The following is a 15,477-nucleotide window of genomic DNA, read 5'->3' on the forward strand; positions in this document are numbered from 1 at the left end:
TATGGAAATCACCACAATCGTTGGAATTGTCATCGCTATTGTGATCATGGCGTTTGGTTTGAAAATGATTCTAAAAAAACCTGTAGATTCAGCGCCATCCTTAGATTCGGAACTGCAATTTAATGCAGAAAGCCAAAAACCGATTATTCCACGCCATGTACGTGACCAATTGCAAAGCGACGCTACGCCACCGCGTGTGGAGCCGACTTTAACGGTAGATGAAGTTACGCAAGATGCGCCTGCCAAGTCTGAACCACAGGCTTTAACGGATGATGTCGTGGCTTCTTCAAGCACAGAAACTGACAAAGTTGAACCGAGTTTGCAGGCAAATACAGAAAATTCTGAGCTTGATCCATCCACAACGATATCGAAGTCTGAAGTTGCACAAGACACGCCAAGCCCGACAGCGACAACTTCAGAATATTCATTATCGGATGAAATTCAGCAAGTGATTGTAGAAACTGAACCGAATGCGCAGACTGTCGAGCAAAACAAAGCTTCGACTGAATACAGCCTGAATCAACACATTGAAACTGCCGAAATTTCAGAATTTAATGAAGAAAGCAGCATTTTAGATTCGCATTTGTATGAACAAAAAATCATGGATGAAGAAAGTGCCTTGGCAACCGCTGAATCTTTTATCGCGCTGAATGTCTTCCCTGAACGTCGCATACTTTCGGGCGATAAAGCCTTAAAAGTCTTGATGAAATATGGTTTACGTTTCGGTGAAATGTCATGTTTCCATCGCTATAACGAAGATGGCACTAAATTATTATTTTCAGTTTTACAAATTAATGATGAAGGCGCAGATGGTTTTGATTTAGAAACTTTATCGAGCGAACAAGTTAAAGGTTTAGCGTTCTTCCTCGCTTTGCCGCACAGCGATGTGCAAAATGCCTTTGATACCATGGTCAGCATTTCAGGACTGATTGCACGTGAAATTGATGGAACGGTCTATGACCAAAACCATTTAGAGTTTACTCCACAATTACGTGAACACTGGCGTCATCAGGCGATAGATTATCGTGCTGGTCAGGCAAGTCATGCCTAGAATTGCGATCTCGTACTGGGTATAAGCTACGTCAAGTGTTTGGCAATTGAACTGAGTGCAGTAGGATAAATTGCAACTTTGCAGCCGCATTTTTATAATGTGCGCAGCAATACAAGCTGTAGCATGCGCTACATAGAAAAAATTGAAGGGCGGAACAAGACCGCCCTTTTTTATGGTGGAAAATATGTCTGTAGATTTAACCGTCGTGGCGCAAATGCGTCAATTGATTCAACTGCTTGCCAAGCACAATCATGCCTATTATGTGATGGATCAACCGACAATTGCAGACAGTGAATATGATCAGCTTTTCCATCAACTAAAAGCGTTGGAACAACAGTATCCAGATTTAGTTCAACCCGATACACCGACCAATAAAGTCGGTGGCACACCTTTGGCAAAGTTCACCACGGTTACACATGCTGTGCCAATGTTGTCTTTAGGCAATGTGTTTAATCAGGAAGAATTATTTGCCTTTGCAAGACGTGTCGAAGAGCGTTTGCCCAACCAAAATATTGAATACGATGTCGAACTCAAATTTGATGGTTTGGCGATTTCACTTTGGTATGAACATGGTGTTTTAGTGCGTGGTGTGACCCGTGGTGATGGGGAAACAGGGGAAGACATTACCCACAACGTCAAAACTATCCGCAATTTACCGAAAGTTTTGAGTGCGACAGAAACGGCTATTCCTGAATTTTTGGAAGTGCGTGGTGAAGTGTTGATGCCAAAACTTGGTTTTGAAAAACTCAATGCGGCCAATACAGCCAAAGGTGAAAAAACCTTTGCCAATCCACGCAATGCAGCAGCAGGCAGTTTGCGTCAGTTAGACCCGAATATTGCGGCTTCACGTCCTTTAGCATTCTATGCTTATGGCATTGCGCAATGTGTGCCGCCTCATGGACAAAGCACCATGTCCGACAGTTTGGCATGGTTGGGGCAGTTTGGTTTTGAAATTGGCGAACGTCATTTTGTCTGCAAGAGCATTCAAGATGTTCAGGCGGCCTATGAGCAAATTAACCTTGAGCGTCCGAATTTAAGCGTTGAAATTGATGGCATGGTGGTCAAGGTCAATGACTTGAAACAGCAACAGCAATTGGGCTTTTTAAGTCGTGAGCCGCGCTGGGCGACTGCCTATAAATTCCCTGCAGTTGCCGCTTTAACCACCATTGAAAATATTGATTGGCAAGTGGGGCGCACAGGTACGTTGACGCCTGTGGCACGTTTAAACCCCGTTGCGGTAGGTGGTGTGACGGTATCCAATGTTACTTTGCATAATATTGGTGAAATTCACCGTTTGGATGTGCGTTTAGGCGATACGGTCAGTGTTTACCGTAGTGGTGATGTGATTCCCAAAGTTGAAAAAGTCTGGCCTGAATTTCGCCTTGCCGATGCGCAAGAAGTGCATTTACCTGAACAATGCCCTGTGTGTGATTCGCCTGTGGTGATGCCTGAAGGTGAGGCTTTGGCGCGTTGTTCAGGCGGTTTGTATTGTGCGGCACAGCGTATTGAAGCGATTCGTCATTTTGTGTCACGTAAAGCCATGGATATTGAAGGTTTGGGTGATCGTTGGGTGGAGTCATTACTGCATCTGAACTTGCTACAAAATGTGGCTGATATTTATCATTTACACGAACACCGCGACACTTTGCTCGGCATTGAAAAAATGGGTGAGAAGTCGGTTCAAAACTTAATTGACTCGATTGAAAACAGCAAAAAAACCACGTTGGCTGCATTTATTTATGCCTTGGGAATTCGTGGTGTGGGCGAAACTACCGCGCGGATGCTTGCCAATACTTTTCAGACTTTAGAGGCTTTGCGTGAAGCTGATTTAGAAGCATTAAAGAAAACTCCAGATGTGGGAGATATTACGGCAGAATGGATTTTGGACTTTTTCCAAGCGCCGCATAATTTAGAAGTGTTGGATCGTTTATTAGCGGCAGGCATTCATTGGGATGCTCCGATTGCACCGACACGTCAGCCTTTGAATGGTGAAAGTTGGGTGATTACAGGGACGTTGAGCCAAATGGGACGCGATGAAGCGACTCAGTTGTTGCAGGCCTTGGGTGCGCGAGTCAGTGGCAGTGTTTCAGGTAAAACCAAATGTGTCGTGGCAGGTGAGAAAGCTGGCTCAAAGCTGGAAAAAGCCGAGAAGTTGGGTGTGCAGGTCATGAATGAAGCTGAGTTTATTCAGCTGATGCAGGAATATGGTGTGCTTGAATAAGCATCATCCTACATTTTATCCACTAATAGGTACAAAGGCACTTCAACGATGAAGTGCCTTGGTTTTTACTGAGAGAAGTCGAAGGTTTAACGTTTCTTCACAATGCCATCATCAATGAGTTGCTGAAAATGTTCGACTAGACTGGTTTCAATATTGCGGTAGTGCATACCCAATTCACGCTGACTTTTTTCCGCATTAAAATAAATTGGGTAGCCCATATTCAGTTCCACAAATTTACGGGAAAAACCAAGTAGAGGGCCAAAGGCTTTAAAGGCAAATTTAGGTAACTGATTGCGTGGGAAAGGGTATTTACGTCCAAAGTGCTGCGCTAAAATTTTGCCCATTTCCAATAAGCTGAGTGTGCCACCGCTAATAATATAGCGACCTTCAGCAGCAGGGTTGAATGCGGCCTGAATGTGAGCATCGGCAACATCACGCACATCGACAATGCCATTCCACATAGCAGGGACACCTGCCAAGGTCATACCGTTGGCAAACTGCAATAACACTTCCACGCTGCCCGATTGGGTGTTTTTGGTCAACGATGGGCCAAGCACCAAAGCAGGGTTGATACAGACCAAATCCCAGCGGTTTTGTGCCTTTGCCATTTCCCAAGCTTTGCGTTCAGCTGCCACTTTTGAATAAGGATAAGGCTGATGCTCAGGGCTGCTGCTGGTATTCCAGTGACTTTCATCAAAGCGATTATTGGCCGTATTTAAAATATCAATCGCATCGCCATAGGTTGCAGCAATACTTGAAGTCACCACTACACGCTTTACCGATGCAGTACGATTAACGCTGTTTAATACATTTTCGGTGCCTATGACGGCAGGTTCAATAATGTCTTTAACTGCATCTTTATAATTGGTGACCACAAAAGGCGAGGCCATGTGCAGCACGATTTCACAACCTTGCATGGCGGCATCAAAAGCACCTTCTTCAAGTAAGTTGGCTTGGAATAATTGTAAGTTGCCTGTGCTTTTTGCCGCGATATCAGTCAGATGTTGAAAACTGTGGGTTTTATTCAGATCACGCACCGTCGCGTGTACGGTATGTCCTTGTTCAAGCAGGTTTTTAATGACCCAACTGGCAATATAGCCTGTTGCGCCTGTGACTAAAATGGGTGCAGATGTATTTAGATTTGTCATTATTTTAAGAAAGTGATGGAACTCGTGACTATCATAAAGCAGCTGGGTTTTAAAATCCGCTTTTTAGGCGTTTTTTACGATACTTGAGCGTCAAAGTATGGTTTCTTTCAATATTTACAAAATGATGCAAAATCATTGTATTGTCATTTTTAAAGCTAAGTTTTGCCAAGCAGTTGTTTTATATATGGGAATTTTTAAGTTATATTGCAAATGCGTATGTTTCTCATTTTAATTTTATAAAAATCATGGGTTTACAATAATTAACTTTTGCAATTTTGCCTGAATGTGTCCATAATGACTGTATTAAGAAAGGGAGTACAGCAAATGCGTGGCAATCCAGAAGTCGTAGACTATTTAAATATGTTGATTGGTGGCGAACTGGCTGCTCGCGATCAATACCTGATTCATTCGCGTATGTATGAAGATTGGGGTTTAAGCAAAATTTTTGAGCGCATTGACCATGAAATGCAGGAAGAAGCGCAGCATGCCGATGCTTTAATTCGTCGTGTATTGTTCCTTGAAGGCACTCCAAATATGCAGCGCGATGACATCGACGTGGGTGAAGATGTGGTGTCTTGCTTAAAAGCCGATTTAAAACTGGAATACGAAGTACGTGAAAAATTGGCGCAAGGCGTAAAATTGTGTGAAGAAAAAGGCGATTATGTCAGCCGTGATATGTTGCGTCAGCAAATGACCGACACAGAAGAAGATCATACGTACTGGTTGGAAAAACAATTACGTTTAATTGAATTGATTGGTTTACAAAACTACATTCAATCGCAAATGTAATCTGATCAAAGCAAAATAGACCAAAACCCGATTTATGATAAGTCGGGTTTTTTTATAGATCGGTTTTTATAGATTGGCTTTTTTATATCAATTGGTTTTTTTAAGGATGTATCTTGGTGCTTTGCAGATGTCGATTGAGCCGATTCAGTATTATACTGAGGTGATTTTCTAACTTGAGAGCAAGCCACGTGCAACAACAGATTTTATTGATTACAGGCTGGGGCGGTGGTACTGCACTCTTAAATCCGTTACAGCAAGCCTTAACTGCACAAGGTTTTCGGGTTGAGCTCATCAATATTTTTAACGCTACTGATGCTCAAGTCATGCAGCAACAGGTTGAATTTGCACGTCAGTTTGATGTAATTATGGGCTGGTCACTGGGTGGGCAATTGGCAACGCTACTGGTCGATGCGATTGCCAGCCAATATGCAGGATATAAAACCTTAATTACCATTGCATCCAATCCGTGTTTTGTTGCACAAGCCGATTGGGATACCGCTATGCCACAAGCCACGTTTGCCCAGTTTAAACAATCTTTTGCACAAGACCCAATTCTGACCCTAAAGCGTTTTGGTTTTATGGTGTGTCAGGGTGTCACTAGTAGTAAAACCGACCTATTTCAATTACAAAGTTTGGTTCAGCCACAGCCGCAATCTTTGCTTCAACACGGTTTGGATTTATTGGAAAACTTAAACTTGGTGACTAAGCTTAAAAATTATACAGGTCTGCAGTATCATCTTTTTGCCGAGCAGGATGTTTTAGTTGATTGCAAAGTTGCAGCTAAACTGCAAAATTTAGCTGCAAAGTTTTTAAGCGTAGATGTTTTGCAAGGCTCGCATGGGCTGCCATTGTTCCATGCCGATGAGTTGACTAGCAAAATCTGCCAATATTTACAGAAAAACCTGCCAACAGATCCATAAGTGACAAATCTCGCAATTTATTTTATCTGTAGACAGGTTTAAGATTTAGCACATCAAGTTTTTTACAAGATCAAGGATGATGGTGGGATGACAGAACTGATGGATTTGGCTTTTGATCGTGAACATCTTTGGCATCCTTACACCTCTATGACTCAGCCCTTAACAACCTTTAAGGTTAAGCGGGCATTTGGCAGCACCATTGAACTTGAAGATGGTCGCCAGTTGATTGACGGCATGTCATCGTGGTGGTGCGCGATTCATGGCTATAACCATCCTGAGCTGAACCGTGCTGTGACTGAGCAACTCGACAGTATGGCGCATATCATGTTTGGTGGATTGACCCATCGTCCTGCTATTGAGTTAGGGCGTTTGTTGCTCGAAATTACCCCACCGAGTTTAGATAAAATTTTTTATGCAGATTCAGGCTCCGTCGCCGTTGAAGTGGCGCTGAAAATGGCTGTGCAATACTGGACTGCACAAGGCAAAACTGAAAAAACCAATTTTATTACCACCCGTTCTGGCTATCATGGCGATACATGGAATGCCATGTCGGTTTGTGATCCTGTTACAGGGATGCATCAGGTTTTTGGCTCAAGTTTGGCGCGTCGTTATTTTGTATCTGCACCACAAACAGGTTTTGACCAAGAGTGGAATCCTGCCGATATTGCAGAATTGGCGCAAAGTTTGGTAGAGCATCATCAGCAGATTGCCGCCATGATTATTGAACCAATTGTGCAAGGTGCAGGCGGCATGCGTTTTTATCATCCTGAATATTTGCGTCAAGCCAAATTGCTCTGTGAACAATATGATGTGTTGTTAATTTTTGATGAAATTGCCACAGGTTTTGGGCGTACAGGCAAGTTGTTTGCATGGGAACATGCTCAGGTCGAACCCGATATTATGTGTATCGGCAAAGGGCTGACAGGCGGTTATATGACTTTGTCTGCCACATTGACCACGAAGCATGTTGCAGAAATGATTTCGCAGGGTGAGGCAGGTGTGTTTATGCATGGCCCGACCTTTATGGCAAATCCACTGGCTTGCGCGGTTGCAGTAAAAAGTACCCAATTATTATTAGAACAAGACTGGCAAGCCAATATTCAACGCATTCAGCAGCAACTTGAACAGCATTTAACGCCATTGGCTAATTTGGCATGGGTGCAGGATGTGCGGGTTTTAGGTGCAATTGGTGTGGTAGAACTTAAACATGCTGTCGATATGCAAAGCTTGCAACAAGAATTTGTGCAACGCGGTATTTGGGTGCGTCCATTTGGTAAATTGGTATATGTGATGCCACCGTATGTGATTACAGCACAAGAGTTGGATACGTTGTTGCAGCAATTGGTGGCCGTAGTGTGTGAAATGCAGGAAGCAGACGCATGAATTTACTTGACCACTACGCAGAACAGCTCGATCAGCTTCGTCAGCAAGGTAATTTTCGTCAATTTCGCAGCAATCAGCAACACGGCAAAATGATCGAAATTCAGCAACAGCACATGCTGAACTTATCTTCCAATGATTATTTGGGGTTGGCCTCTGACTTGCGCTTGCGTGAACAGTTTTTTGATGAAACGCCAAATACTGAACGCTTGATGAGTGCATCTTCATCCCGTTTATTGACAGGAAATTTCCCTGCCTATGAACAGCTTGAAGCCGAGCTGAGTCAATTATTTCATGGGCGAGCTGCCTTGCTGTTTAATAGCGGCTATCACATGAATATTGGTATTTTACCTGCATTGGCAGATGCGAAAACGCTCATTTTGGCCGATAAACTGGTACATGCCAGCATGATTGATGGGATTCGTTTGTCATCTGCCAAATATTTGCGTTATCGGCATAATGATTTGGCACATTTGCAGCAATTGCTGATGCAATATCATGCTGATGACAATTATGAACGCATTATTGTGGTGACTGAATCCATTTTTAGTATGGATGGTGATGAAACTGATTTAGCCGCATTGGTCGCGCTGAAACAGCAGTTTGCCAAAGTTATGTTATATGTCGATGAAGCACATGCGATTGGTGTGCGTGGGCAGCAAGGTTTAGGTTGTGCCGAACAATATGGCGTGATTGATGCCATTGATTTTCTGGTCGGGACGTTTGGTAAAGCTGTTGCTTCAGTTGGGGGATATTTGATCTGTGATCCGATTATCCGTGATTACTTGATTAATCGGATGCGTCCGCTAATTTTTAGTACCGCGCAGCCACCTATTTGTATGGCATGGACGCAGTTTATGCTGAATCAGATTGTGCAGATGCAGGCACAGCGTCAGCATTTGGCTGCCTTGAGCCAATATATGCAGCAGGGGATTCAGGCCAAAGGTTTTGCTTGCCCATCCACTTCGCAAATTGTACCTGTGATGATTGGCGACTCTAGTGCAACTGTAAGCAAAGCCCAACAGTTACAGACTGCAGGTTTTTATGTGATGCCTGTACGTCCACCGACTGTGCCGCAAGGCAGTTCCAGACTACGGATTTGTTTAAATACGCAATTTGAAACGGTAAATTTAACGCCGTTACTGGATTTGCTTTGAGTGTGCATATGCGTATAGATAAAGCAAAAGTTGCACAGCGTTTTGCCCGTGCACATCAGAGTTATAAAACGCACGCCGTTGTACAGCAGCACATTTGTCAGCACTTAATGGAAAAAATGCAACAACATGTTGTGCAGCAAAAGTTGCCAGATCAATCTCAGCTTTGCTTTAAAAAAGTCTTAGAAATCGGTTGTGGTTCGGGAAACCTGACCGACTTATTACTGCGTGAATTTCAAATTCAACACCTGATTTTAAATGATTTATATGCCGAAGTGTTACAAACCTATCTGCATCATCAGCAGTCAACTACTACGCAAATACATGGCTTAATAGGCGATATAGAACAGCTCGATTTTCCGCAGTCTTTGGATTTAATTTGTTCGAGTTCGGCTTTGCAATGGGTGGAAGATTTTGGAGCATTATTGCGCAAGGCGAATCAAGCGTTACAGCCGCAAGGGTATTTGTGCTTTTCGACATTTGGCCCTCAAAACTTGACTGAAATTAAGCAATTAACAGGTCAAGGCTTACATTATTTGAGTATGGATGCGTTACAACAACAGCTTAAACAGCAGGGCTTTGAAGTATTACACTGTTCAGAGCAGCTTGAATCATTAAGTTTTGAACATCCCAAACAGATTTTGCAGCATTTAAAAGCCACAGGTGTCACGGGTACAGCACAAGGGCAGCGTTGGAACAAAACGACTTTAACCGAATTTTATCGGGGCTATGAACAGTTTAGTCAGCAGCATAGCTCACAGCAAAAAAGTTATACGCTCACGTATCATCCTATTTATTGTCTTGCACGGAGAATGCCATGACAGCTCAAGTCTATTTTGTGAGTGGTATTGATACAGGGATTGGCAAAACCTATGCCACGGGTTATTTAGCCAAGACCATGAATGAACAGGGTATTCAGACCATTACCCAAAAACTGATTCAAACAGGCAATCAAGACGTTTCAGAAGATATTGAGCAGCATCGTAAAATTATGGGCAGTGAATGGTTGCCTGAAGATGATGACAAACTCACCATGCCTGAAATTTTTAGCTATCCTGCTTCACCGCATTTGGCTACACAAATTGATGGTCGTGAGATTGACTTTGCTAAAATTGAGGCTGCGACTGCGCAACTGGCAGCAAAGTATGATGCAGTATTATTAGAAGGTGCGGGTGGACTCATGGTGCCGCTGACCACAGACCTACTCACCATCGACTATATTGAGCAAAAACAATATCCTGTTATTTTGGTGAGTTCTGGGCGTTTGGGCAGTATTAACCACACTTTGCTCAGTTTGGAAGCTTTAAAAACACGTGGTTTGAATTTACATGCATTGGCATATAATTTGAACGATGAATCACAAGACCCTTTAATTTCGCAGGATACTGCCAAATATTTAAAAAATTATTTGTCAAAAAGCTTTCCAAAAGCACAGTGGATTGAAATTCCTGTATTGCCAAATATTTAATTTTTATTATTTTTTGTCCAACCAATTTGCCCAATAAAAAAGCCACACATGAACGTGTGGCTTTTTATCAATTTGGCGTATTTCAGCTTTTAGAATTTTTTAAAGCTTTTATTGCCAAACGGTTTGCGTGGTGCATTTTCGTCACGACGTTCACGGTTGCCGTAGCTGTTGCCATCCTGACGTGGTTCACGGTTGCTGTAGCTATTGCCATCTTGATGACGTTCACGGTTGCCATAGCTGTTACCATCTTGGCGACGTTCACGGTTGCCATAGCTGTTGCCATCTTGGCGACGTTCGCGGTTGCCATAGCTGTTACCGTCTTGGCGACGTTCACGGTTGCCGTAACTGTTACCGTCTTGGCGTGGTTCGCGGTTGCCGTAACTGTTACCGTCCTGACGACGTTCACGCGGTGCAAAACCTGTGTTTTGTGCAGCTTCTTCGGTGTCACGACGTTGCTGACGCAAGAAACCACCACGACGTGCTGCCAACGGTTTTTCCTGCATACGCTCATTGCGACGTTTTGCCATGCCGTACAAACCTGTGCCTTGACGTGGTTTTAACTCAACCGCTTTGGCAAGGTTATCGATGTCATTTTTATCCAATTCCATCCAGCGACCTGTACGTAATTCACGCGGTAAAATTACCGTGCCGTAACGGGTACGCAATAGACGGCTGACTTTCAGACCTTGTGATTCAAAAATACGACGAACTTCGCGGTTACGACCTTCTTTTACCACCACTTGATACCAGCGGTTAATACCATCACCGCCAATTTCAGAGAAAGATTCAAACTTGGCAGGGCCATCATCTAGCACTACGCCGCGCAGCATGTTGTTTTTCAGTTGTGGTGTCACTTCACCCATCACACGAACTGCATATTCACGTTCAATTTCGTTCGATGGGTGCATTAAACGGTTGGCTAATTCACCATCGTTGGTGAATAGCAATAAACCTGTCGAGTTAATGTCCAGACGACCAACCATTACCCAACGATCATTGGCAATTGCAGGCAGGTTATCAAATACAGTTGGGCGCTGTTCTGGGTCGTTGCGTGAGCAAATTTCGCCTTCTGGTTTGTAGTAAATCAGAACACGACGACGAATTTCATCTTCAATTTGGAACTGAACTTTACGACCATCGATGCGAAGCTCATCACCTGGTTCGATACGTTCACCCACTTGGGCAACTTGGCCGTTGACACTCACACGACCAGCGGCAATGACTTCTTCCATATAACGGCGAGAACCCAAGCCTACTCGTGCGAGTACCTTTTGCAACTTTTCACTCATGACAGCATAACCTTAGAAATGATCATCAACAGTTTACCTATTCAAGACACAGACGCAGATGCATCGAGTGCCATGAAAGCTTCCTTGGCATCCTGTAGGGGAGGCAATTGACTTAAGGAATTCAAGCCAAACGCATTTAAAAATTGAGGCGTTGTAACCAACAACGCAGGTCTTCCTGGGAGTTCTCGGAAACCTGATTCTTTAATCCAGTTCCAATCAAACAATGTGCGTAAAATTTGACTATTGTTTGATACTCCGCGAATTTGTTCAATATCTGCTCGGGTCACAGGTTGGTGGTAGGCAATCACCGCCAGTATTTCTAGCAGTGAGGGCGAAAGTCGGGTCGGACGTTCAGGCCACACCTGTGTAATAATTGTACGATACTTTGCCCGCACCTGAAAACGGAAACCTTGTGCGGTTTCGATCAGTTCAATCGAGCGACCATGTTGTAACATGGCCAATTGTTGTAAAAACTGGCGTAATTGCGCTTTGCTATATTTATCTTGAAAAGCTTCTTTCAGACGCGCTAAAGACACAGCACTGTCACTGGCAAAAATAATTGCTTCGAGTTGCATCAGCACTTCATGCTGTTGTTCGCCTTCAGACAAGCTCGAAATTATGGGTTCTGGATTCATGCCTGCGCCCCTTGAATGCTCAATGGTGCTTCAATCCCACTGCTGATAATGCACACTTTTTGCTGGCGAGTCAGTTCTAAAATCGCCATAAAGGTCACAACCATGCCCATGCGTCCCTGACTTGGTTTAAGCAACGCATCAAAACTCAGTACTTCACCCGATGCGAGTTTGGCTTCAATAAATGCAATCCGTTCTTCAAGTAAAACAGGTTCTTGTAAAATTTGATGGGTGACAGGTTCAGGACGATTAAAAATGCAGAACAAGGCATCACGTAATTGATCGGCTGCATAGCCGACATTATTGACTGCGGTATGCCCTAAGCTAACATTGGTAGCAAAAGTATCGCGTTCTAAAACAGGCATTTGCCCCAAGCGTTCAGCTGCTTGCTTGACTCTTAAATAGGTTTCTAAACGGTCAATCAGCTCTTGTTTTGGGTCTTTTTCAATGCTGCTGATACTTGCAGGTTTAGGCAACAACAGGCGGGATTTTAAATCGGCCAGTAATGCCGCCATCACCATATAATCGGCAGTCAGTTCAATATTTAGCGATTTCATGGCATCCATATACGACAAATATTGCGATGCAATCGGGGCAATATCTAACTGAAGTAAATCGAAGCCATTTTTTTGAATCAGGTAAATTAAAAAGTCGAGTGGTCCTTCGAAATGCTCTAACAGAATTTCAAATGCTGCAGGAGGAATATACAAATCCTCAGGAATCGACTCTTGCCACTCATCTAACACACGAATGTGTTGGGCAGGTTCCATCGCATTGTGGAGGGATTGATTCATTACAGTGTTGGGCCACGCGAATTTTCAAAAGCATGCAAATGCTATTTCCGCTTCAGATAAGAAGGAGATGGAGAAATAGCTCAGAATTAATAGCGGCTAGTCTAAAGGATATCGTGATTGAAATAAATCTGTTCTACGACCAAATATCAAAAAAAGCCTAAAATAAATCGGGATTGAGGGAGATTTAAGGCAAGTTGTAAAAATTAACTCATTCAATCTTTAAGTATTTATTTCTGTTTATTCTGTAATGCGTATTCAATCATTGCCATGCAGCTATCTTGCAGGCAAAGATTACGGCTTTCTGATTGTGCCAAAAGTGCTTTGCATAATGCTGCATCTAAAAAATAAGTATAAGTAGCGGGAGGTTCAGGCATTGTTGCTGTGAATGCAGTTTTGGAACATACGATTGCATCGGACTCTAATGTCCAAGGATGTTGCACATAAATGTGCATCTCATCCGAGAACTGCTGCAAATTTAACAATACCTGAAATAAAGTCATCGGTTTAATTCATGCAAGCAAGGCTTTTAAACTGCCGTGCTGTCAATCACTTTGAAGGTAGTGAATGCTTATTCAAAAGCACTCACATCTCCCACACCACGACGCACAATTTGCGGGTTGTCGCCCGATAAATCAATAATACTGGTGGTGCTAAGTGTGCCTAAGCCACCATCAATCAGTACATCAATACGTTTGTTGAGTTGTAGATCAATCTCGTATGGATCATCTAAAGGGTCTTCTTGCCCCGGTAAAATCAGGGTGCTGGTCAGTAAAGGTTCGCCTAATTCTTTAAGCAGCATGCGACAAATGGGGTTGCTTGGAATACGCAAACCAATGGTTTTTTTATTGGGATGCATCAAGCGACGCGGAACTTCACTGGTCGCAGGTAAAATAAATGTGGTGACCGCAGGCGTATTGTTTTTCAGCAGACGATACATGGCATTGTCCACTTTGGCGTAGGTGGCAATATCCGATAAATCGGCACAAATAATGGCGTATTGGTGTTTTGCACCTAAACCACGAATTTGTGAAATGCGCTCCATCGCGTTTTTATTACCAATTTGGCAACCAATCGCATAAGCAGCATCGGTTGGATAGACCACCACATCGCCTGCGCGTATGCGTTCAACCGCTTGGCTGATTAGACGCGGCTGTGGATTTTCAGGATGTACTCTTAAATGCAACATATGAATTCCTCAGTAGCGTAAATGTGACGTTAGGCTCATTATGAAAGGGGATTGATGTCAGTTGCAATCATTGCCTTGTGCTTTATTACATTTAATCCAAATTTTTTCGTTCAAACTCTGCAATTTGTAATGTTTTGCCACCTCGGGTGCAGTAACAAATACATTCAATAAAGCGTTTTGCATCGCGTGGTAATTTGGCTTCTCCGTTAAAATAACGCTGCACTTGGGCAAAGACATTGTCTTTAAATGTGCGGCCATCTCCACCTTCACCGGTCAGGTTATCTAAAGATACACGGAATTTTCGTCCAAACGCTTGAGCAAACAGCCATTCAATGGCTTGAGGTTTAATTTCAACCTGTTCAAATAAGGCTTGTTGTTCCTGAGTACGACCATCGGGAGCATACCAATAGCCTAAGTCTGGCAGTAAACGTCGTTGTTCGCCTGCGATGCTCCAATGGCTAATTTCATGTAAGGCACTATTAAAGAAACCATGTGCAAATTGAATTCTTGCAGGCTGTGTTGCTGTGGCAGGAAAGTACTCAGGTTCAAAATCACCTTTGACCAAGTTCACATTTAGGTGGGAAAACCAGTGATTAAAGTGTAAGATGAGCCAGTCCACCTGTTCCGTTTCTGTATTGAGTTTTGCCCAGTCCGAGAGTTGCACTTGGGGGTGCGAAGTGTCAGAATTGGTGGTTGGAAGTGTGCTCTCAAGTGATGAAAAATTCACTTCTGTTTGCGGCTGCAACAGATGCATGACTGTGTTACCCAAAATTGGTCTGTCTAAATAAGTACAAAATTGTATCTTAATCTTTGACAGAGTACTGATGAATTTGTAGAATTGCCGCCTTAATTATGTCAGCAAATACCTTTCCGGCACAGATTGAGCCGTTTAAATGGGCTGAACAGGGCTTTACATGGTCAGGTAACCTGCCATTGTCTCGCTTTGCTCGTATCGCCCGTGAAGCTGTTGGATCAATTGATGATCAATTGGTTAACATAGACTGTAAGCTATCAATGGATGCGTATCATCGCATTGTATGGCTAGATGGTCATATTGAAACGAGAGTTCCAATGGAATGCCAACGCTGCTTGGGTTCTGTAGAAATAGACCTCGTTTCAGATTTTCATCTAGCTCTTGTGGATGATGAGTCACTGATAGAGCGCTTGGATGAGGATGCTGATTTCATTGTATTAGGTGAAAGTGAAGCCACCACCAAAGGCGATTATGATTCGCCTGCGACGGCTAATTTACTGTCACTTATAGAAGATGAATTGTTATTGTTGTTGCCTTTATCTCCTAAGCATGACGCTTGCGAGCATAAGCATCAACCTGCCATTCAGAACATTGCCGAAGAAAAACGTGATAATCCGTTTGATGTTTTGGCAAGTTTGAAAGGTAAACTTAACTGAAAATTATGTTATAATTTTTAGTTAAGACAACTCAA

At 43.2% G+C, this 15,477-nt stretch carries 15 protein-coding genes and 1 pseudogene; 9 read left to right on the plus strand and 7 right to left on the minus strand.

Features of this window, described 5'->3' with window-relative positions:
- The first annotated feature begins 1 nt into the window (after position 1).
- Together VF675_RS06250 and ligA are read left to right on the plus strand one after the other, a co-directional pair.
- A complete protein-coding gene (locus VF675_RS06250; protein WP_096902089.1) occupies positions 2 to 1,051 on the plus strand; it encodes a cell division protein ZipA C-terminal FtsZ-binding domain-containing protein in 1,050 nt (349 codons plus the stop codon).
- Positions 1,052 to 1,235: 184 nt separating this feature from the next.
- Positions 1,236 to 3,272, plus strand: coding sequence for an NAD-dependent DNA ligase LigA (gene ligA, locus VF675_RS06255; RefSeq protein WP_004972359.1), 2,037 nt, complete (start codon positions 1,236 to 1,238; stop codon positions 3,270 to 3,272).
- 86 nt (positions 3,273 to 3,358) lie between these two features.
- Here the strand turns inward: ligA and VF675_RS06260 are convergent, their stop codons facing one another.
- On the minus strand, positions 3,359 to 4,420 hold the full coding sequence (locus tag VF675_RS06260; RefSeq protein ID WP_004972358.1) for an SDR family oxidoreductase: 1,062 nt from the start codon (positions 4,418 to 4,420) through the stop codon (positions 3,359 to 3,361).
- Positions 4,421 to 4,744: 324 nt separating this feature from the next.
- Here VF675_RS06260 and ftn point away from each other — a divergent pair, with 324 nt between their 5' ends.
- From ftn to bioD, 6 genes are all read left to right on the plus strand, one after another.
- Complete coding sequence (ftn, locus tag VF675_RS06265) at positions 4,745 to 5,209, plus strand: heteropolymeric bacterioferritin subunit Ftn (RefSeq protein ID WP_004972356.1); 465 nt, start codon at positions 4,745 to 4,747, stop codon at positions 5,207 to 5,209.
- Between the two features lie 188 nt (positions 5,210 to 5,397).
- Positions 5,398 to 6,129, plus strand: a complete 732-nt coding sequence (locus VF675_RS06270; protein WP_440204948.1) for an alpha/beta fold hydrolase — start codon at positions 5,398 to 5,400, stop codon at positions 6,127 to 6,129.
- A 99-nt stretch (positions 6,130 to 6,228) separates the two neighbouring features.
- On the plus strand, positions 6,229 to 7,512 hold the full coding sequence (bioA, locus tag VF675_RS06275; RefSeq protein ID WP_440204957.1) for an adenosylmethionine--8-amino-7-oxononanoate transaminase: 1,284 nt from the start codon (positions 6,229 to 6,231) through the stop codon (positions 7,510 to 7,512).
- Complete coding sequence (locus tag VF675_RS06280; protein WP_440204949.1) at positions 7,509 to 8,666, plus strand: 8-amino-7-oxononanoate synthase; 1,158 nt, start codon at positions 7,509 to 7,511, stop codon at positions 8,664 to 8,666. Before bioA ends, VF675_RS06280 begins: the two co-directional genes overlap by 4 nt.
- 8 nt (positions 8,667 to 8,674) lie before the next feature.
- The gene (gene bioC / locus VF675_RS06285) at positions 8,675 to 9,484 is read left to right on the plus strand and encodes a malonyl-ACP O-methyltransferase BioC (protein ID WP_440204950.1); all 810 of its coding nucleotides are present in this window, start codon (positions 8,675 to 8,677) and stop codon (positions 9,482 to 9,484) included.
- The gene (gene bioD / locus VF675_RS06290; protein ID WP_096902081.1) at positions 9,481 to 10,131 is read left to right on the plus strand and encodes a dethiobiotin synthase; all 651 of its coding nucleotides are present in this window, start codon (positions 9,481 to 9,483) and stop codon (positions 10,129 to 10,131) included. The genes bioC and bioD overlap by 4 nt, the downstream gene beginning before the upstream one ends.
- A gap of 368 nt (positions 10,132 to 10,499) precedes the next feature.
- Here the strand turns inward: bioD and rluB are convergent.
- From rluB to VF675_RS06320, 6 genes and pseudogenes are all read right to left on the minus strand, one after another.
- Positions 10,500 to 11,420 (minus strand): annotated as a pseudogene (gene rluB / locus VF675_RS06295) (23S rRNA pseudouridine(2605) synthase RluB); the annotation flags it as partial.
- A gap of 41 nt (positions 11,421 to 11,461) precedes the next feature.
- A complete protein-coding gene (gene scpB, locus VF675_RS06300) occupies positions 11,462 to 12,055 on the minus strand; it encodes an SMC-Scp complex subunit ScpB (RefSeq protein WP_004972340.1) in 594 nt (197 codons plus the stop codon).
- Positions 12,052 to 12,846, minus strand: coding sequence for a segregation and condensation protein A (locus tag VF675_RS06305; protein WP_096902076.1), 795 nt, complete (start codon positions 12,844 to 12,846; stop codon positions 12,052 to 12,054). The genes scpB and VF675_RS06305 overlap by 4 nt, the downstream gene beginning before the upstream one ends.
- A 227-nt stretch (positions 12,847 to 13,073) precedes the next feature.
- Positions 13,074 to 13,346 (minus strand): hypothetical protein, encoded by a 273-nt coding sequence (locus VF675_RS06310; RefSeq protein ID WP_096902074.1) that lies wholly within the window; start codon positions 13,344 to 13,346, stop codon positions 13,074 to 13,076.
- 68 nt (positions 13,347 to 13,414) lie between these two features.
- On the minus strand, positions 13,415 to 14,032 hold the full coding sequence (locus VF675_RS06315) for an L-threonylcarbamoyladenylate synthase (protein WP_004972336.1): 618 nt from the start codon (positions 14,030 to 14,032) through the stop codon (positions 13,415 to 13,417).
- A gap of 91 nt (positions 14,033 to 14,123) precedes the next feature.
- The gene (locus VF675_RS06320; RefSeq protein ID WP_180064422.1) at positions 14,124 to 14,786 is read right to left on the minus strand and encodes an elongation factor P hydroxylase; all 663 of its coding nucleotides are present in this window, start codon (positions 14,784 to 14,786) and stop codon (positions 14,124 to 14,126) included.
- A 98-nt stretch (positions 14,787 to 14,884) separates the two neighbouring features.
- Here VF675_RS06320 and VF675_RS06325 point away from each other — a divergent pair, with 98 nt between their 5' ends.
- On the plus strand, positions 14,885 to 15,442 hold the full coding sequence (locus tag VF675_RS06325; protein ID WP_131260705.1) for a YceD family protein: 558 nt from the start codon (positions 14,885 to 14,887) through the stop codon (positions 15,440 to 15,442).
- Positions 15,443 to 15,477 lie beyond the last annotated feature (35 nt).

The organism is Acinetobacter sp. Lyrl_1, from assembly GCF_051948795.1.
GTDB classification, from domain to species: domain Bacteria; phylum Pseudomonadota; class Gammaproteobacteria; order Pseudomonadales; family Moraxellaceae; genus Acinetobacter; species Acinetobacter towneri.